Raw genomic sequence first — 18,328 nt, 5'->3', positions numbered from 1 at the left:
ATTCCAGACCGACAAAGGGTAATTTCCTGAGTCCTAACTTCGGCCAATGAGTAGGCCGGTTGACTGGCGCGCCAGCATCGACGACGTGGACGCCCGCCTTGTAGACGAGTTCCAGAGTGGCTTCCCCGTCTGCGAACGCCCCTTTCGCGTGGTCGGCGAGGAACTCGGAATCTCCGAGGAAGACGCTCTCTCTCGGGTGAAAGCCCTCGGCGAAGCAGGCGTGTTCCGGCGCTTCGGCGCAGTGCTCAACCCACCTGTCATCGGGAGTTCGACGCTCGCGGCGGTCAAAGCGCCAGACGACCGCTTCGAGGAGGTGGCCGAGATTATCAATGGCTACCAGCAGGTGAACCACAACTATCGGCGCGCCCACGAGTGGAACATGTGGTTCGTCGTGACCGCCGGTTCCTTGGAGACCCGCGACCGCATCCTCGCGGAAATCGAAGAACGAACCGGCTGTGACGTGCTGAACCTCCCGATGCTCACAGACTTCTACATCAACCTCGAGTTCCCGGTGGTGAACCAAGACCGCTTTGCGCGTGAAAGTGGAATCGCCACGGACATCGAAGCCACGAATATCTCAGAACAGGCGACGGGCAAACTCTCTCATCTCGATGCGCGCCTCCTCCTCGAAATCCAAGACGGCTTCCCGCTCACGGCAACGCCCTATGCCGACATCGCCGCGGCAATCGACGCCAGCACCGAGGAAGTCATCGACGCCATCTCGCGGCTCCAAGCCGACGGCGCAATCAAGCGCATCGGCTGTGTCGTAAACCACATCGTGACCGGGTTCGACGCAAACTGCATGGTCGTCTGGGACGTGCCCGACGACGAGTTAGACGCCCGCGGCCTCGAAGCCGGTGGCCTGCCCTACGTCACGCTGTGCTATCACCGCCCGCGCCGCCCGGAACAGGGGTGGCCGTACAACCTGTTCACCATGATTCACGGGCGCGACCCCGACGCCGTAGACGAGAAAATCGATGAGTTGGCGCGCGACGTGCTCCCGTTCGACCACGAACGGCTCTATTCGACGGAGACGCTGAAACAGACGGGCGCGCAGTACGAGGAACTAGTCGAAGGCGAGTAAATAACACATCAAGCAGTCGTCCCGCCACGACCCGTGGGAGTGGCGGCCTTTTTCGCCCACTTTTTTCGAGGAGTGGTTCGCAACGCGTACCCGACGAGGAAAAAAGCGGGAAGCAGACTGGCGCGCGGTATGAAGAGTTGGTTGAAAGCGAGTAACGCGTTGTGTGAGGGCACGGCTACGACTCCGTGCGAATCGCAGAAATCGTCGGGGTGGAATCGAAGTGTTGTTCTTATCGCTTTGCGGTTGTGAGCAGGATTGGGCCAATCAACAGCAACACGAGGCCGAGCAGCGCGAAGTGGAACGGGCCGTCGATAGCCGGGATAATCATGAACAGAACCCCGAACATGGTCGTCTGGAGCGCGAGCACCTTCTGCGATTTGAGCGGAAGGACGCCCAGCGTCGCGATAATGAACAGGAAGAGAATTGCCTGCCCCAGATTGTACTGGAGCAAGAAAGTGTCAACCACCTGCATCGGTAACGCGTACATTCTTGGTCGATACTCCCGCTGTTTAGGCCTTTAAACTTCCGTTAGCTGGTTGGCCCCGAAAAGTCGAGTGGCCGAATCCAGATGTACCAGATGACGAGTACCATCGTCGCATAGCCAATCGCCCAGACGGTGCGCCCGAGACCCGGATACCCAGCTGTCGTGAGGAAGTAGTCTGCGAGGCCTGAACCCAGGATGCCGACGATGAGAACGGCTCCGAGCTTGACCTTTTCAGAGGCCATCGCGCACCTCCAGTGGCTGCTTCATGGGTGTCCAAGGCACTCGATACGCCTGAATCACACGGTTTCGTCTCGCTTTTTATGTGAGCCATCCAACGTCTCCTATGGACTACCGCCCGATACCCGAAGCAGACGAGCGAGCTTTCTTCGACATCGGCCAGTACGCCTTCAGCCCCGAAGACCACCCGACAGACGACTCTTTCGAGGAGCGAAAACCCTACGACCGCAAGAATCGCGGGCTCTACGATGGTGACGACCTTCTCGCAATCAGCGGGTGGCACGACTTTACGCTCTCCGTGCGCGGCGAGTGGGTTCGCGTCGGCGGTGTTTCGAGCGTTGCGACCCCGCCCGAACATCGTCGGAAGGGCTACGTCCAGCAAATGCTGGCCGACATGCTCACAGAGTTCCGCGAGGAGAGCATTGACTACTCTGCGCTTTGGCCGTTCGAGTACGAGTTCTACCGGAAGTACGGCTGGGGAACGTGCAGCAAGCGCACGAAGTGGGAGTTCGCCCCCGAAGCCCTCGCGGACGCGCTCCCGGAGGCGAGTGGAACCTTCCGCAAACTCTCGACCGACGACCTCCCTGCCCTCCGCGACCTCCACGAGCAGTTCGCCGCGGGCTGGAACCTCGCCATGCGCCGCTCAGATACGTGGTGGGAGCATCGCATCTTTGACCCCGCCTGGGCCGACACCTACGTCTACGGCTGGGAACGCGACGGTGACCTCCGCGCCGCCGTTGTCTACACCGTCGAGAAAGCAGGCGACTACGAGCGCACGCTCAAGGTGTGGGACGTTGCCTACCGCGACGACGCGGCATTCACACAGCTCCTGCGCTTTTTCTACCACCATCTCTCGCAGATGAAGCAGATAGAACTCCACACCGCGGCCGATACGTCGCTGTTCGACCGCGTCACAGACCCCCGCGCACTCGATTGCGAGGTGCTGACGGGGCCGATGTTCCGGCTCACGGCTGTCGAAACCGGACTCTCGGGTCTGCCCTACCCCGAGGATGCAACCGGCAGCATCGTTCTCGACGTGAGTGACCCGATTGCGCCGTGGAACGACGGGCGGTTCGCGTTCACCGTCGAAAACGGGCAGGCAGCGTGTACACAGACGGCGGCAGAGGCGGACGTTTCCGTGGACATCGCCACACTCTCACAGCTCACAGTGGGGTATCTCACGGCCGACCAAGCCCGTCGCTACGCCGGACTCACAACCGAGTCTGACGCCGCGCTCGCGGTGCTCTCGGATGCCTTCCCGCGCGCCCAGACCTACCTGCGCGAGCACTTCTAAGTGCCGCAGGACTCTTCGACGAACGAGAGAAGTAGGTCGGTGAGGGTGTCTGCGTGAGGTGAGTCGAAAATGCGCTGGGCGTGGGCGTCGCTGTCCAGAATCACGAGGCGTTTCGGGTCGGGGGCGTTCTCGTGGAGTTGTTTTGCGGTATCGACGAAGCGCTTGTCGTCGTCTTTTCCGACAATGAACAGCTTTCGCCCTTGGAGGTCGCCTGCGACCTCGCCGCCACCGGCGGTGGAGATGCCCATCACGCCAGCGACCGCGCCGTCTTCTGCCTGTGCGTTTGCGCGAACGACCGCCTCGCCACCGGAGCTGCCGCCAATGAGCACGACGTTCGAGACGCCGACGGCTTCTTTCAGGTAGGCCATCGCGGCGAGGACGGCTGCGGGCGGCTCGTCACCTTCGTCGATGGGGAGTGCCGCGTGCCCGGTCGCGGCGAGCAACTGCGCCTGTTCTCGCCAGCTTTCACGGTCGAAGTTAGTTTGTGGGACCATGACGACGCCGCAGTCGCCGTCGCCATAGAGAGTGCCCTGAATCTCGGCGTCGCCGTCTGTGGTGAACGTCACCGACTCGCCGTCGAACGACGCGGGGTCCGGTGTCATCGTCTCTGTGGCGTTGGTCTGACTTTCTGCTGCGCTGTCGGTGTCGCTCGTGGCCGTCTGCGTGGCCGTTTGTGCATTTACCGAGGCATCGGCGACCGATTCTGTGTCGGTCGTGGTGCCGTCGCCACCTCCTTGTGACGCACACCCCGCAAGTGCGGCGGTGAGCGCCGACCCGGACGCCAACAACAGGCGTCTGCGGGTCGGATAGGTCCCGGTCATAACCAAGTTCCGTCCCCGAGTTCCCTTATTATCTGGGGCCTAAACCGGACTCATTCGCCCGAATTCGTCTCTTCAGACGGGTGGCTGCCACCCGACGACAGTCGGCTGTGTGCGAACGGTACGCAGACGCCCTGAAACCCGGGCTTAGCTGACGGATAATAATGGGGGTAGCACTGTCACTACGGAATATGACAGAGAAAAAATCCAGACGTCGAATCCTCCAGCTGACCGGTAGCGCCGCGCTGCTCAGCCTTGCAGGCTGTGCGAGCCTCACGGACAATGCACTTGACAGCCAAGAAGAACAACAGACCACGACGGCCGCCGAAAGCCAGCAGACCACAGCGACGACGACGGCCGAAAACATCGACCAGTCGCCGGACGAGGGCAACGGCGACTCCACGCAGGCAGTCACACGCAAGAGCGAGGAAATCGTGAAACCAGCCGGTGCGATCATGGATGCGCCCGTAGAAGACACCGACTCCACGTACGCGGTCATGGGGTCGAGTGACGCCGACGCGAAAATCACGTTCTACGGGAACTGGAAGTGCCCGTACACCCAGGAGTTCGCCGTTGGCGGCTTCCTCGACGAAATCGTCCGCGAGTACGTCAAACCCGGCGACCTTCAAATCGAGTACCGCGCGCTCGCGTTCCTCGGTGGCGAGCCGTTCCTCGGTGAGGACGCCCCACTCTCCGCACAGGCCGGGCTTGCGGCGTGGGACACCGACCCCGAGAACTACTGGACGTACTTCGCGTACGTGTTCAAAAACCAGCCACAGGAACGCTTCGACTGGGGTACCAAAGAACAGATGAAAGTGTTCGCAGAAGAAGCGGGCATCGCAGACGTCGAGGCGTTCACCACGGCACTCGACCAAGAGACCTACCTCGGAGATGTGGAAGCCACGACCGAAGCCGCAGCCGAAGTCAACGTCTCTACGGTGCCTCGCCTCGTCTTCGAGGACGGGACGATGGTTCGTCCGACCGTGGACGCAGAAAAGACGCGCGCCCAAATCGAAGCCGCAATCGAAAACTAAGCGCCGCGACCGCCGGCAGTAATACTTATACTGTCTCGTAATTAACTTCGGAATGCGGTTTGAAATAAACCCGCCATCCAACGCCCGTCTGGGCGCGCTTGTACCAGACGCCTTTGCCCGGGGCGTCCGCGTACATCTCTCTCGCGTCTGTGGCGTTGACGCGGGTGGTGGTTCCGAACCATGTGTTCTGCCACCTACTGCATGCGAGGCGACGTATCTGCCCGGTGCGTCGCGTTCGCCACTGCGTGGCTGTTACTTCTGTCACGTGGGCCGGTCGGACGCTCCATCCGCGAACTTTGCCCGGGTTCGCGTGTGCACCCACATTCCGGCCACCCACCTCCCACGCATCCTATCGCCACGAGCGACAGCCCGGTTTTCCGACTGATTTAGCCAACTGATAATAAAAGGGCTAGCGTCGAAGGCACTCTACATGCGAGTTGCCGAGGCATACGAGTTGAGCCGTCGCGTGACCGACACGATTGGAAATGCGGTCATCACCGAACAAGAGTTTTTAGACACCGTCCTCACCGGACTGCTCGCCCGCGGGCACGTCCTCTTAGAAGACGTTCCCGGCACCGGAAAGACCCTCACCGCCCGGAGTCTCGGGACGGCGCTTGGACTCTCGTTTTCGCGCATCCAGTTTACCCCCGACTTGCTCCCGGCCGACGTGACTGGCACGCACGTCTTCAACGAGAAAAACCGGGACTTCGAGTTCAAGAAAGGCCCCATCTTCGCGAACGTCGTCCTCGCAGACGAAATCAATCGTGCCTCGCCGAAGACCCAGGCCGCGCTGCTCGAAGCGATGGAGGAAAAACAGGTGACAGTCGACGGCCAGACCCACAAACTCCCCGACCCCTTCTTCGTTATCGCCACGCAGAACCCCGCAGAGCGAAACGAGGGGACGTTCCCGCTCCCCGAGGCGCAGAAAGACCGATTCATCATCAAGACGAGCATGGGCTACCCAAACCGCGAGGGCGAACGCGAACTGCTCGCCCGCCGTGAATCGCGCGAAGACCGGAGCCCAACCGTCAACACCGTCTGCTCGCCACAGGAGGTGCTCGACCTTCAGCGCGTCTCAGAGCAGGTGCGCGTGCAAAAAGACGTCCAAGACTACATTGTCGACCTCACGCGCGCGACGCGAGAAGACGAACGCGTCACCGTCGGGGCGTCGCCGCGTGCGACCCAGCGCCTGTTCGAGGCCGCGCGCGCTCGCGCCGTCCTCGACGGCGAGGAGTACGTCACGCCAGAACACGTAAAGCGCGTCGCCCACCCCGTCCTCGACCACCGTATCGTGCTCACCGCTGACGCGCGGGTGAACGGCGTGGAAAAATACGACGTTATCGAGGCGGTGCTGTCGTCGGTGGACGTGCCGACGATTACCTATGCAACGCGATAAGCAACACCAGCACCGCGACGAGTAATCCGAGCAACGCAGACAACGGGACGCCGGGCGTCCCGAACCCATCGACTGCTTTTGTGGCGAGATACGCGATGACTCCCGCCCCGACGGTGCCCACGAGATGCGTCACTTCGACCTGTGCGGTCTGTGCGCCTCGGCCGAGTTGCTGGCCAAGGGTGATGCTGTGGTCGCCTGCGTCCCACGCGACGACGAGCGCGATGGTCGCGAGCAGGAACGTGCCGAGGTCGCCCATCTGGACGACGCCAGCCATGACGACGCCTGCGAGCAGGAAGAAACTCCCCGCTTTGACGAGCCAACGCGACCCCTTTCGCAACGGGATGACGCCAAGCCCGAGCACCCACGCGCCGAGCAGTGTCGGACCAACGACGACCATAAACCGCGGACTCGGGGCGGCGGCGAAGCCGCGCGCGACGCCGACGAGGCCGACGAGCACGCCGATGGCGACGACACCGTGACCGAGCCAGCGATAGCCGTGGGTTCGTGCCTCGTCGCCAAGCCCGGCGACGAACAGTCCCCCGACGATGAACACGAGCGCGGTCGGAATCGCGGGCAACTCGACGATGAAAAACGCCGGGAGCGCGCCTGCGAGCACCGCCGCGACGCTTGCGATGCGGGTTGGTTTCCGCACGGGTGCGCTCATAGCCGCCACCTCCCGATGTCCTCTAAGGCGGCTTCAAGCGGCCGGTCTGGGTTCCAGTCGATGACCGGAATCTCACCGGCGCGAAGCTGTCGAATCCGCTGGACGCGTTCTATGTGGGCGACTTCTCCGCCAAGGGTGTCTCCGCCCGTGACACACGGGCTGAGCACCGTTACGCGGTGGCCGTGGGCGTCGAGGCGTTTGACCTCGCTCACGATGTCGTCATCGACCAGCGGTGAGAGGACGACCACCTGCGTCGAGGCCGTGAGTTGGGTGCGCAGCTCGGTGAACTGGGCGTCGTCGAAGGCGTCTCGCTCGGGTGGCCGCGGAGCGAGGCTGTTCGACGTTGCGAGCAGGGTTTTCCCGCGGATGCGGTGGTCGTTTCCAGCGCCCGGGGAGAGCCACGCGAACTCGCGGCCGACGACCGCGAGGCCGACCTGGTCACGCGAGGCGAGCAGCGACTCGAACAGCTGTTCTGCGGCGTAGCGCGCGTATGCGACCGCGTGTGGGTCGTCCTCCGTTGCCCGTCGGTAGGACTGTTCGCGGGCATCGACGAGGACGACGACGCGACCGGCGCGCTCTTGGCGGAACTCGATGGTCGAGAGCTTGCCCGTCCGCGCGTGGCGGTTCCAGTCGATCTGGTGGATGGAGTCGCCGGGGCGGTACTCGCGGGTCTGGTGGAACTCGACGCCGCTGCCGCCGTCTGCGGTGAGCACGCGCCCGTAGAGTTGGGTTGTCTGCTGGCGAAGTGGCATCTCAGAGACCTCTGCGTCACAGCGCAGTTCTGTCTCGCTTGCGACGTTCGTCTCCACCTCGCGTGCGCCCGCGATGTCGTTCAAGATGACCGTTGCGGGCGTGAACGGGTGTGCGCCGCGCTTTGCGGTAATCGAGTAGGTGAACGTGGTCTCTCTGCCGGGGAGCAGCGTCGCGCTGTGGCGGGGCGTTCCCGCGGTCACGGTGAGCGTCTCGGGGACGCCGTCTACAATGCGCACGTCTGGCAGGAGTGACGAGCCGGTGTTTCTGAGCGTTACCGTCACGTCGACCACTTCGTTGTGGCCGGGCGTGTCAGTGCTCAGCCGCCGATCGAGTTCGAGCGTTCCGTCTGGCGTGCCGGTCACGCGCGGGTAGACGAGGTAGACGATGCCAACGGTGGCAACGAGCAACAACAGCGGCCGGTTCGCGAGGAGTCCGCCCATCGCGGTGAGGAGACTGATTGCGGTGACGCCCCGCCAGCGTTTCGTCTCACGCAGCATGGCCGTCACCTCCGGCGCGGGCGACGAGTTCGGTCGCCGCGTGGCGGGCACCCCGTTGGGTTGGTGTCTCCAGCCTGATGGCCGTGGTCAGCCACTGTTCGGGTTCTAACGGCGGGGCCTCGCTCCCAAGGAAGCGGGCGGCGAAGGGGTCGTCGGTCCAGGTCCCGCGGGCGACCTGTTCTTTGGCCGTTGTCTGGGTACACCCGCGCTCTGCTTGCACGACTCGCACGGCCGTCGCGGTCAGTTGCTGTTTTGCGAGGTCGCACGCCTCACGGTGGGTGAGCGCCCACAGCGGCGAGTTCGAGATGAGGTCGTCGTAGATGTCACCGGCGAGCGGAACCTCCGTGACCTGTTCTGCTTCCGGCGGCGTGGTGTGGTCGCGCGCGCCGTTTCGCGCAGAAACCGTCACGAACAGGGTGATTACGGCGGCGAGGACGGCGACGACCACGAGCACGAGGTAGTCGTTCCCGAGCGCCGAAACCAACGCCTCGCCCGGAAGTGCGCCGGCGAGGTCGGGGTTGCCCGTCGCGAGGTACGCGAGCATGAAGATGCCAACGCCGAGGACGCCAAAGACGACACGACGGAAGCTCATTTCTCAGCCACCCGCTGTGCGGTGAGTTGGTCTTCTACCCGTGCGGCGAGCGCGCGGTCGTCGTCGGTCACCGGCGCACCGCCGTAGCGAATGCGTTTGAACGTCTTCGTCAGCTCCATGAGTAGCTCATCGTCGAGGTCGGTTTCGTCCCGAAGCGCGGCCGCGACTTCGTCGGGCGTCATCGCCTTGCGTTGGACGTACGGAATCGCGCTCGCGACTTCGTGCCACGCTTGATACACTTCGTTTTCGGGGCGGGCAACCACGGTCGGTTGGGTCGAAACGGGTTCGTTTCGCTCCGCGTGTTCGAGCCAGCCAGCTATCGTCTCGCGCTTTTTTACCGCGACCGCGAGGACGGCACCGATGAGCACGAACGGCAAGAGCGTCATGAGAAACGAGAGGAATTTGTCGAGCAGGCTTTCTCCGACAACCTGTGGACTCGACCCCTGTCCCGTCGCTTCTGTCTGCTGGTTTGCACCGCCGGCCTGTGGATCGCTTAGCTCCGCATCACCCTCGCCCGGTGTCGCTGTGTTCCCTTGGGTTTCTGTTTTACTCTCTGCGGTGGGCGTGCCGGTGGACTCCGGGTCTGCAGTCGTCACGTCATCGCCCTTGAACTCCTCTGCTTCCTGTGGATTTATAGGAAGTTTGTCATAGTCGATATTGATGACGTCCTCCGGTTTCGTGGTCACCGAATCGTCGAGCGTCGTCGAGGCGAAGCCAACCGAGAGGATGCAAAGCACCGCAACGACCGCAGAGAGAAGTCTATCCGTATCCATTTCTATCCAGCCCCACCGTCACGTACAACTCGCCGTCCCGGCGTTCCCATATATATCGCGAGACAAGGACAGGACACCCATTATTATGAGGCCGATAATCGGCCGCTCTTGGAGAACGTGTGGGAAACTATCATGGGTTTTGTGAACGCGGAGTACCGAACCAAAACCGCGCCTGTCAGGATGATACTCACATCATAACAACTTTGTGGTACCGGTGGTTCCGTGAGGGTGGCGAGTAATTCCCGTGCGAATTACTGTCATAGAACCAGTAAAAAAAGGTATTTCGATACTTTGCCCGGGTCGCTACTCTACTCATACCCCATACGCGAGCCGGAAATCTACCATTAGGGTTTGCAATGACCACGCGCGACACGACTCCCCCGACAGACTCGAACCGTGAATCGAATGACTCCACCAGCCTTGGCAGACGAACCTTTCTTGGGGCAGTCGGCGCAACGGCGGCAGGTGCCACACTCCTGGCGTCGGGCAAAGCCGAAGCCTCGCACGTCGATGACCAGTACGACCGCGTCATCGACATCGTCGACGACGGCGGTGCGGACAACTCGGGCAACGAGTCCATCACGCCGATTTTAGAGCAGTATGCGGCGAATGACACGCTCATCAAGTTCCCACCGGGGCGGTACTTCATGGACTCACAGTTCCGCTTTACTGACTTCCGGAACTTCGGGCTGGTAGGCGACGACGCCACGCTCGTCCCCGCGAACTACCACAACTTCGATGGGCCACAGTATCGGCTGTTCCGTTTGGGCGTCAACTACGACCCCGGCGTTGACCTGCGCGTCCAAGGGTTTGCCGTCGACCTTCGGGCCGACGACACGGGCATTCGCGTCATCGAAGCACAGGTCAGAGACGGATTGTTCGTCGACGACATCACCGTCGTCGGCCGCCACGACAGCGGCACCTACGGCCCGGGACTGTTCGACATTCTCTCCCCGGATGGCAAGGGCATGGTAAAGCGTTTTCGCGCGAACTACGGCGGCGCGTTCTCCGAGAACGCACCGGGCGACATCTGGCGTGGCCCCTCCGGGCTGATGTCCACGCGCTACCACGAAGGCCAAATCGAGTACAAAGACTGCGAACTCGACGACTGGCCGGACAACGGCCTCTACGCGCTCACCAACGGTCGAGTCATCGTAAACGGCGGGCGCTACGCCAACAGCGAGGCGGCGAGCATCCGCCTCGGCGGCCACGACTGTCTCGTTACCGACGCGACCATCGTCGTAGACCAGCAACACGACGAAAACCAGAACCAGCGGGGTATTCGGCTGGACGAAGGTCCCAACATGAACGTGGTCGACACCACGATTCGACTGGAGAAACCGAACGGCCACGCGCTCACGGTGATGAACGACTGTGACAGCGCCTTCCTCAGCCATCTCGACGTGACCGTCGGCGACAGAACCTGCCACGGCGTCGTCGTCCAGTCGAGCGCCGGGCCGACGAAAATCATCCGCTCAGACATCGAGATACAACGTGGTGGCAACGCCATCCAAATCAACGGCTCTGACGCCGGGAAAGTCCTCTGTGAGTACGTCGATATCTCCGGCGACGCAGAGGGCGACGTGTGGCGACACGCTCTGCGCTGCAACCGCAACGACTGTGAGTTCCGCGTCGTGAACTTCAACCAACAGGGCGAACACTACCGCCGGGCGATGGTGCTGAACGGCGACAACACGCTCGTATATAAGGGCAAACAGACCGCCTCGCACATCCCGTTCGTCGTAAACGGCTCCGGCATTTGGATGGAGGGCATGGACGCCCAGTCGATGACCGGCTACGAGGCTGTCAAGCTAAACGACCAGAGTTCTGACGTAACCATCAAGAAAAGCGATATCAAACGCGGTGTCTGGGACAAAGGCTGTTATGGCCTGCGAATGTACGGCAACGACACCAGCTAACACACGCCGCGCTCGGTTCCCTGTTTATGCGGCGAATAAGAAAGGTGGTAGGTTGATGAGAACCATCCATGCAGAAGTCCGCACTGACGAACCGCATCCGCCGCGGCCTGAGTGAACCGCATCTGGTCGTCCGTGAGCTGAACAAGTACTACTACCGCTCGCGTAAGAAGAAGGGGAAAAACGACGGTGTCGAGATGTTCGAAGAGGACTGGGACAACCTCATCATCCTCGATGCGTGTCGCTACGACACCTTCGCCCAGCGCCACACCCTCCCCGGGACGCTCGAACAGAAAAAATCGAAAGTGTCCTCCACCATCGAGTGGCTCGACACGTATCTCGACGGCGCAGACCTGCGCGACACGGTGTACATCACCGCGAATCCGCAGCTCTACCGAAAACGCGATCGCGTGGACGTGCAGTTTCACGCCGTCGAACACATCTGGCAGGACGACGGCTGGGACGATGAGTTCCGCACCGTCCGCCCGGAGACCGTGGCAAAGCGCATGAAGCAAGCCGCAGAGACGTACCCGAACAAGAAAATCGTCGGCCACTTCATCCAGCCCCACTACCCGTTCATCGGTGAGACCGGCCAGAAGCACATGGACTTAGACAGCCTCGACTTCTGGAATCGCGTCTTAAACGGCGAGGTGACGCTCGACGACGAAATCCTCTGGCAGGCCTACGAGGAGAACTTCGACCTCTGTATGCCAATCGTCGAAGACCTCTTAGAAACCCTGCAAGGCAAGACCGTCGTCACCGCAGACCACGCCGAGATGATCGGCGAGCGCTCCTCGCCCATTCCGATGAAGGAGTACGGCCACCCGACGGAACTCCACACGCCCGAACTCACCACCATCCCGTGGCACACCTACCAGAACGGAGAGCGAAAGGAGATAACCGTCGGTGACGACTCCGAAACTACGACGCGCGACGAAACCGCAGACGTGGTTCAAGAGCGCCTGCAAGACCTCGGCTACGCATAGCCACGCGCGTTTCTTACCGCCTAACCCAGCAACCATCCAACCTTACCCCCCGTATAATAAACACCCCGTGAACACAAGCGAGAAGCGAATGAGTCGCCGCACGTCCCGCGTCCAACAGCGTGCGCTCGCCGCCGAAGCCAAGCTAAAGGTGATAGTGTGCAACGTAGTATTCTGAGCGGTTTTCTCTCGATTTTCGGGTCGAAGGTTTTCATCCTCGTCCTTGGGCTCGCGACGACGCCCATCCTCTATCGTCTCATGGGCCCCGCCCAGTACGGTGAGTACGCCTTCGTGCTCTCGATTTTCATGATGTTCATGATTTTCGTGAGCTCCGGGGTCGCAGACGGGGTTCGCAAATACATCCCCGAAGACCGCTCCATCGACAACTGGAGTGGCTACGTCATCGGCTTTTACTTTCGCATGGGACTCGTGCTTGCCCTGTTCGGTGCGGGCGTGCTCGTCCTCCTCGCAGAAACCGGCCTCGTCGCACGCTTTTTCGGCGCGGATTTCGTTCCGTACTTCTACGTTCTCGCGGTGCTCGTCATCGTCGCGCAGTTTCGGACGTTCGTCAGACGGACGCTCATGGGATTCGGCCTCGAACGCTACTCTGAGCCGCTCAAAATTCTGTATGAAGTGACGTTCGTCGTCATCGCCATCCCCGCGGTCTACTACGGCTACGGGGTCATGGGCGCGCTCGCCGGGCAGGTACTCGGCAGTGCGCTCGTGATGTTTCTCGGCTTCATCGTAGTCCACCGCAAGAGCACGCTGGTGAACGTGGTTCGGCGCACTCCACGGGGCTTCCCGTGGCGCGAACTGGTCGCGTTCAACTCGCTTTCGATTGTGCTCATCTTCTGTCTGATGTCGCTCTATCACATCGACATCCTCTTGCTTGGGGCGCTCACCGACAGCACGCAGGTCGGCCACTACAAGGCGGCGCTCAAACTCGCTGAGTTCCTGTGGTTCGTCCCCACCTCGATTCAGATGGTGTTCGTCCACTCGACGTCGAAACTCTGGTCACAGAACCGGACGGGGCAGATTTCAGAACTCGCCGCCCGCGCGACGCGGTACACCCTTTTGCTCACCGCCGTGATGGCGCTCGGGTTGTACTCGATTGCCCACATCGCCGTGCCAGTGTACTTCGGCAAGGAAGCGACGCCCGCCGTCGAGCCACTCTTGCTCCTCCTTCCCGGTGCGCTCGGGTTCGCCGTTGCGCGCCCCATCCTCGCCATTGGTCAGGGGAAAGGCGACCTGAAACTGCCGATTATCGCCACGGCAAGCGCCGCACTCATCAACCTCGTGTTGAACATCATCCTCATCCCACGGTTCGGGATGAACGGCGCGGCGATTGCGACGAGCACCGGTTACGCGTCGATGTTCGTGTTCCATATCTGGTCTGCGCGCAAAATCGGGTTCAACCCGCTCTCTGACGCCCGACTCGGGCGTATCGCGCTCACGACTGGCCTCGCGGCCATCCCCATCCTCGCGCTGCCGAGTTACATCCCACAGAACCTCGTGCCGTTCGTCTCCGGCGACATCGTGACGCTCCTTGTCGTGCCGCCGGTCGGCCTCGTCATCTTCCTCACCTTCGCGTTCGTCACGGGCGCACTCGGCATCGGTGAGGTGCTCGACATCCTCTCGTCTGCGCTGCCCGGCAGCATCGCCGAGCCCGTCGTTCGTCTGCGCGATCGCTATGCTAGCAGTGGGTCACTGTTCGGGAACGACTCGCTTCAGTACATCCTCGTGTTCATCGGGATGGTGTTGTTCATCTCGGGAATTGCCTTCGCCGTCATGGGGCCAGACCTCGGCCCGGTCGATAGCCCCGACGTGAACGTGCCCGGGCTGAACCAGACCAACGATACGAGTACGGCGGCCACACAGACGCCGACGCAAACCGACGGCACGACCGCCACGTCAACCGCAGCGACCACGCAGGATACCACGCAAACAGACGACGGTGGCGGTACGACAGCCTCGACGACGACCGCAACCACGACAGCCACTGCTACGACCACCTCGACGACCGCAGAACCGACGGATGAACCAACGGACGAGCCAACCGACGACCCGACCACTGAAGACCCAACGACGACTGCAACCACGACTTCGACCACGACGACGACCGCGGAGCCGACCACAACGACGACCACGACAACTGCAGAGCCAACCACGACGACTTCGACCACGACTTCGACAACCTCGACGACAACCTCGACGACAACCACCACGACGAATACGACGACGGCGTCAACAACTGAATCGACGAACACGACAACCACGTCCTCTACGACGAGTTCGACGACGGAGTCAACGACGTCCAGTACGAACTCGACGGCCGGGTTTAGCGTCCCAACCGGGATTGGTCTCGCCACTTTAGGAGTGGGACTGCGTCGCATACGGCGTGGCGACGAGGCCGCTTACGGGGCCGATAATAAAGGTAGAGAGGAGTCTGTGAAGAATCAATGAGCGAGTCGAGAACGCCGTTTCCGACGGACTTGTTGCTGGTCGTGGCGCTGACGCTGTTTGCCGATGCCGCCATCCTCGTCGCGGACGTGAGTGGAACCCTCCGCATCCTCGTGGGGCTGCCGCTTATCTTGGTGCTGCCGGGCTATGCGATGATTTCTGCCCTCTATCCCGGTCGCATTCCAGAAGAAGGAACCCACGACCGCGACGACCCAAAAAAGGGACTGCGAAAGCTCCCCAGCAACTACGGAATGAGCCCGGTCGAGCGCATTGGACTGTCTATCGTCGCCAGCCTCGCGCTCGTGCCGTTCGTCGTCTTCGTCCTGAACTTCGTGTGGGCGCTCGAAGTCACGCCAATCCTCCTCGGCGTGAGCGCGCTCACGCTCCTGTTGGCAGTGGTGGCGCTCGTGCTCCGCCTTCTTTTGCCCGCAGAGCGCCAGTATCGCCCGTCGTTCGGGATGCGCACCGACTCCGCGAGCCACACCGGGTCGCTCGGTTCGAGTCGGTCGAAACTCCCGACCATCCTGCTCGCGGTCAGCCTGCTGCTGGTCGCCGCGAGCGCCGGATTTGCGGCCACCGTCCCGCCGCAGTCTGAGGAGTTCTCGGCGCTCTACTACGCCTCCGTGCCGACCGGCCAGTCAGAAGAGGCTCCCGGCCCGTTCGCCGCCGGACAGCCCGCAGACGTGCCAATCGGCATCAACAACCACGAGGGTGAAGAGGTGACCTACACCGTGGTTGGCGAACTCCAGCGCGTCGAGCAGGCCGACAACGGCGAGTTACAGGTGGTCGAAGAAGAGGAACTCGTCCGCCAAGAGATAACGGTTGCAGACGGTGAGAACGCCACCCAGAACGTCACCGTCGAGCCGACGCTGACCGGCGGGAACCTCCGGATGGCGTTCTACCTCTACAAGGGCGACGTACCCGAGAACCCATCCGCGGACAACGCCTACCGCTCTATCCACCGCTGGGTGACGGTAAACGGCGGCGGCGACATCGAGCCGCCCGCGGGCACGTCACAACAGCTATCCACGCAGACCGTTTACGCACGCCCAAGCTAATGTGGCCGTGGGAACACCTCGCCTTCGCGTACCTGTTGTACTCGCTTTTCGCCCACGCCGTCTACCGTCGCTCACCCGACGGTGCCGCGGCGTTCCTCGTCGCACTGGGTTCACAGGCACCGGACCTCGTCGATAAGCCCCTGAGCTGGACGTTCAGCCTCACGCCGACAGGCCACGGCGTCATGCACTCCATCCTCATCATGGGCCCGTTGCTCGCGGGGGCGTTGTTGCTCACGAACGGCCGGAACCGTCGGCTGGTGGCGGCGTACACCATCGCGCACCTCTCACACCTCGTGGGCGACCTCATCTACGAGCCACTGTTGCTCAACGAGCCGTTAATCGTCGGCCGCGTGCTCTGGCCGGTCGTTTCGCTGCCCGCCTACAGCACCGACCAAGGCGGGCTCATCGGGCGGGCAGCGGTGTACTTCTTCCGGTGGATACACCACCTCGCCACCCAAGGCCTGACGCCGCTGGTCGTCTTCGAACTGTCGCTCGTATTCGGCGTCATCGCCCTCTGGGTGTACGACGGTGCGCCCGTGCTCGCGGACCTGGTGCGCTACGCTCGCTCAGACTGACCTTAATCCCCCGATAATAACGGTGGGGGAGTGTCTGTGTTCTCTCACTGATGCCCACCGTAAGCGTCGTCATTCCAACCTACAATCGCAGCGAAGAGGTGACCCACGCCATCGATAGCGTCCTCGCCCAGACCTACGACGACTTCGAACTGCTCGTCGTGGACGATGGCTCGACGGACGACACGAAGGAGGTCGTCACCGGTTACGACGACGACCGCGTGAAGTTCATCGAACACGAGGAAAATCAGGGCGCACCCGCCGCGCGAAACACCGGCATCGAGCACGCAGAAGGCGAATACGTCGCCTTCCTCGACTCGGACGACGAGTGGCTCCCGCTCAAACTCGAGCGACAGGTGGACTATCTCGAATCGAAAGGCGACGGCTGGGTGGCGGTCTACTGTGACGTGGACATGAAGACGAAGGGAACGAGCGGCCCGATGCGCTCGCTCGCCGCCTCATTCCTGTCGAAATCCGACCCCGAAACCCCGACCGAAGGGGGCGACGAACTCGTAGAAGAGGTACTCGCAGACCGGCTGCACACGAGCGCGGGTTCGACGCTCATGGTTCGGACGGACGTGGCGCGGAAAATCGAGGGCTTCGACACCACCTTCCGACGCTTCCAAGACCCCGAGTTCCTGATGCGCGTCCTGCGCGAGGGGAAACTCGCCCACGTCGCAGAACCGCTCGTGGTCCGCCACGAATCGGGCGACCCGCCCGCGGACATCGTCCGCGAGGCAGACGAGAAATATCTTGAAAAATTCGCTGACGTGGTCGACGACTTAGAGGCAAAAGGCCACGACGTGCGCGGCAGCCACAACCTCGTGCTCGCCAAACTCTACCTCAACGAGGGCAACCTCATGACCGGTCTCCAGTACTTCGTCCGGTCGAACGCCCGCGCCCGCCACTACCCTGGCATTCTGTGGGCGACCCAAAACGGCATCCGCGAGAACGGACAGGGCAAGGCCGTCCTCGCCGCCGGTGTCGGCCTCGTCGCCGTCCTCGGCCTGTTGTTCGTCCTCCTCACCGGTGGGTCGAACGCAGACCCCGAAAACTAACTACCCGAACAGCCCCGCGAGCGCGGCGAGCCCTGAGAGGCCGCGCACTTCAACCGGCAGTTCTGCGCCCTCGTTTACGTAAATCGGCATGAAACCCGTCTCGACAGCCGGGCGCATATCCGCATCGCGGTCGTCGCCAACCATGACGTACGCATCCGCGCTGAGTCGCTCTTTTGCCACCTCGAACATCCTCGGGTCGGGCTTGTGTGCGTCCACGTCGTAGGAGCAGAGGATGGTATCGAAGTAGTCGTCGAGGCCGTGGTGGGCGAGTTTGCGTTTCTGGACATGGGTGACGCCGTTCGTGAGCACGCCGAGTTGGTACTCGCCTGCCAACTCCGAGAGCAAGTCGTGGGCTGCGGGCGTGGGTTCGGTTCCCGCAAGTTCAGCTTCCAGCCACGCTTCCGCGAGCGTTTCTGGCGACACGTCGAGGTTCGCGTGCTCGACCACGGCGGCCATCCCCACCTCGTAGGGGTTCGGGTCGAATGCCTCGAACGCGTCGAAGAAGGCAGTGTGTCGAATCTCGTGCCACGCGGGGTCACAACGCCCGACCACTTCCTCGAACGCTTCTTTCACGATGGCTTGGTAGTTGCCGTACCGCAGTAGCGTGCCGTCGAGGTCGAAGTAGAGGGCTTTCTCCATGTCGGGGTGTCTCTCG

At 62.2% G+C, this 18,328-nt stretch carries 18 protein-coding genes; 10 read left to right on the top strand and 8 right to left on the bottom strand.

Annotated features, from left to right (window positions below):
* Nucleotides 1–46 precede the first annotated feature (46 nt).
* Nucleotides 47–1,084: a siroheme decarboxylase subunit beta gene (gene ahbB, locus V5N13_RS06320; protein ID WP_336360069.1), complete on the top strand. Its 1,038-nt coding sequence runs from the start codon at nt 47–49 to the stop codon at nt 1,082–1,084.
* Nucleotides 1,085–1,313: 229 nt separating this feature from the next.
* Here the strand turns inward: ahbB and V5N13_RS06315 are convergent, their stop codons facing one another.
* Both V5N13_RS06315 and V5N13_RS06310 read right to left on the bottom strand, forming a co-directional pair.
* On the bottom strand, nt 1,314–1,571 hold the full coding sequence (locus V5N13_RS06315; protein ID WP_336360068.1) for a hypothetical protein: 258 nt from the start codon (nt 1,569–1,571) through the stop codon (nt 1,314–1,316).
* A 41-nt stretch (nt 1,572–1,612) separates the two neighbouring features.
* Entirely contained in the window at nt 1,613–1,810 is a 198-nt protein-coding gene (locus tag V5N13_RS06310; protein WP_336360067.1) for a hypothetical protein, read from the bottom strand.
* 101 nt (nt 1,811–1,911) lie between these two features.
* Here V5N13_RS06310 and V5N13_RS06305 point away from each other — a divergent pair, with 101 nt between their 5' ends.
* Nucleotides 1,912–3,099 (top strand): GNAT family N-acetyltransferase, encoded by a 1,188-nt coding sequence (locus V5N13_RS06305; RefSeq protein ID WP_336360066.1) that lies wholly within the window; start codon nt 1,912–1,914, stop codon nt 3,097–3,099.
* On the opposite strand, the gene V5N13_RS06300 is transcribed toward V5N13_RS06305, so the two are convergent.
* Nucleotides 3,096–3,920 carry an alpha/beta hydrolase family protein gene (locus tag V5N13_RS06300; RefSeq protein WP_336360065.1) on the bottom strand — a complete coding sequence of 275 codons (825 nt, stop codon included), beginning with the start codon at nt 3,918–3,920 and terminating at the stop codon, nt 3,096–3,098. The two genes, V5N13_RS06305 and V5N13_RS06300, sit on opposite strands and share 4 nt — an antisense overlap.
* Before the next feature lie 188 nt (nt 3,921–4,108).
* Between V5N13_RS06300 and V5N13_RS06295 the strand changes: the two genes are divergently transcribed.
* Together V5N13_RS06295 and V5N13_RS06290 are read left to right on the top strand one after the other, a co-directional pair.
* Nucleotides 4,109–4,951, top strand: a complete 843-nt coding sequence (locus tag V5N13_RS06295; RefSeq protein WP_336360064.1) for a DsbA family protein — start codon at nt 4,109–4,111, stop codon at nt 4,949–4,951.
* A 430-nt stretch (nt 4,952–5,381) separates the two neighbouring features.
* Nucleotides 5,382–6,347, top strand: coding sequence for an AAA family ATPase (locus V5N13_RS06290; protein ID WP_332900005.1), 966 nt, complete (start codon nt 5,382–5,384; stop codon nt 6,345–6,347).
* On the opposite strand, the gene V5N13_RS06285 is transcribed toward V5N13_RS06290, so the two are convergent.
* The 4 genes from V5N13_RS06285 to V5N13_RS06270 are packed head-to-tail and all read right to left on the bottom strand — an operon-like array spanning nt 6,328 to nt 9,626.
* Nucleotides 6,328–7,011: a DUF7519 family protein gene (locus tag V5N13_RS06285; RefSeq protein ID WP_332900004.1), complete on the bottom strand. Its 684-nt coding sequence runs from the start codon at nt 7,009–7,011 to the stop codon at nt 6,328–6,330. The two genes, V5N13_RS06290 and V5N13_RS06285, sit on opposite strands and share 20 nt — an antisense overlap.
* Entirely contained in the window at nt 7,008–8,261 is a 1,254-nt protein-coding gene (locus V5N13_RS06280; protein WP_336360063.1) for a DUF58 domain-containing protein, read from the bottom strand. Before V5N13_RS06280 ends, V5N13_RS06285 begins: the two co-directional genes overlap by 4 nt.
* Nucleotides 8,251–8,853, bottom strand: a complete 603-nt coding sequence (locus tag V5N13_RS06275; protein ID WP_336360062.1) for a DUF7269 family protein — start codon at nt 8,851–8,853, stop codon at nt 8,251–8,253. The genes V5N13_RS06280 and V5N13_RS06275 overlap by 11 nt, the downstream gene beginning before the upstream one ends.
* Nucleotides 8,850–9,626, bottom strand: a complete 777-nt coding sequence (locus V5N13_RS06270; RefSeq protein ID WP_336360061.1) for a DUF4129 domain-containing protein — start codon at nt 9,624–9,626, stop codon at nt 8,850–8,852. Before V5N13_RS06270 ends, V5N13_RS06275 begins: the two co-directional genes overlap by 4 nt.
* A gap of 356 nt (nt 9,627–9,982) precedes the next feature.
* Here V5N13_RS06270 and V5N13_RS06265 point away from each other — a divergent pair, with 356 nt between their 5' ends.
* From V5N13_RS06265 to V5N13_RS06240, 6 genes are all read left to right on the top strand, one after another.
* Nucleotides 9,983–11,545, top strand: coding sequence for a hypothetical protein (locus tag V5N13_RS06265; RefSeq protein WP_336360060.1), 1,563 nt, complete (start codon nt 9,983–9,985; stop codon nt 11,543–11,545).
* Nucleotides 11,546–11,613: 68 nt separating this feature from the next.
* On the top strand, nt 11,614–12,528 hold the full coding sequence (locus tag V5N13_RS06260) for a hypothetical protein (RefSeq protein ID WP_332899999.1): 915 nt from the start codon (nt 11,614–11,616) through the stop codon (nt 12,526–12,528).
* Between the two features lie 156 nt (nt 12,529–12,684).
* On the top strand, nt 12,685–14,988 hold the full coding sequence (locus V5N13_RS06255; RefSeq protein WP_336360059.1) for an oligosaccharide flippase family protein: 2,304 nt from the start codon (nt 12,685–12,687) through the stop codon (nt 14,986–14,988).
* Nucleotides 14,985–16,043, top strand: coding sequence for a DUF1616 domain-containing protein (locus tag V5N13_RS06250; RefSeq protein ID WP_336360058.1), 1,059 nt, complete (start codon nt 14,985–14,987; stop codon nt 16,041–16,043). Before V5N13_RS06255 ends, V5N13_RS06250 begins: the two co-directional genes overlap by 4 nt.
* Nucleotides 16,043–16,618, top strand: a complete 576-nt coding sequence (locus V5N13_RS06245; RefSeq protein WP_336360057.1) for a metal-dependent hydrolase — start codon at nt 16,043–16,045, stop codon at nt 16,616–16,618. The genes V5N13_RS06250 and V5N13_RS06245 overlap by 1 nt, the downstream gene beginning before the upstream one ends.
* Nucleotides 16,619–16,668: 50 nt before the next feature.
* Nucleotides 16,669–17,673 (top strand): glycosyltransferase family 2 protein, encoded by a 1,005-nt coding sequence (locus tag V5N13_RS06240; protein ID WP_336360056.1) that lies wholly within the window; start codon nt 16,669–16,671, stop codon nt 17,671–17,673.
* Here the strand turns inward: V5N13_RS06240 and V5N13_RS06235 are convergent, their stop codons facing one another.
* Nucleotides 17,674–18,312 carry an HAD family hydrolase gene (locus V5N13_RS06235; protein ID WP_336360055.1) on the bottom strand — a complete coding sequence of 213 codons (639 nt, stop codon included), beginning with the start codon at nt 18,310–18,312 and terminating at the stop codon, nt 17,674–17,676.
* Nucleotides 18,313–18,328 lie beyond the last annotated feature (16 nt).

It is taken from the genome of Haladaptatus sp. ZSTT2, assembly GCF_037081775.1.
In the GTDB taxonomy this organism is placed as follows: Archaea; Halobacteriota; Halobacteria; order Halobacteriales; family Halococcaceae; genus QDMS2.
Note: the sequence above shows the minus strand (reverse complement) of the source record. Positions and strands in the feature narration are given on the sequence as shown.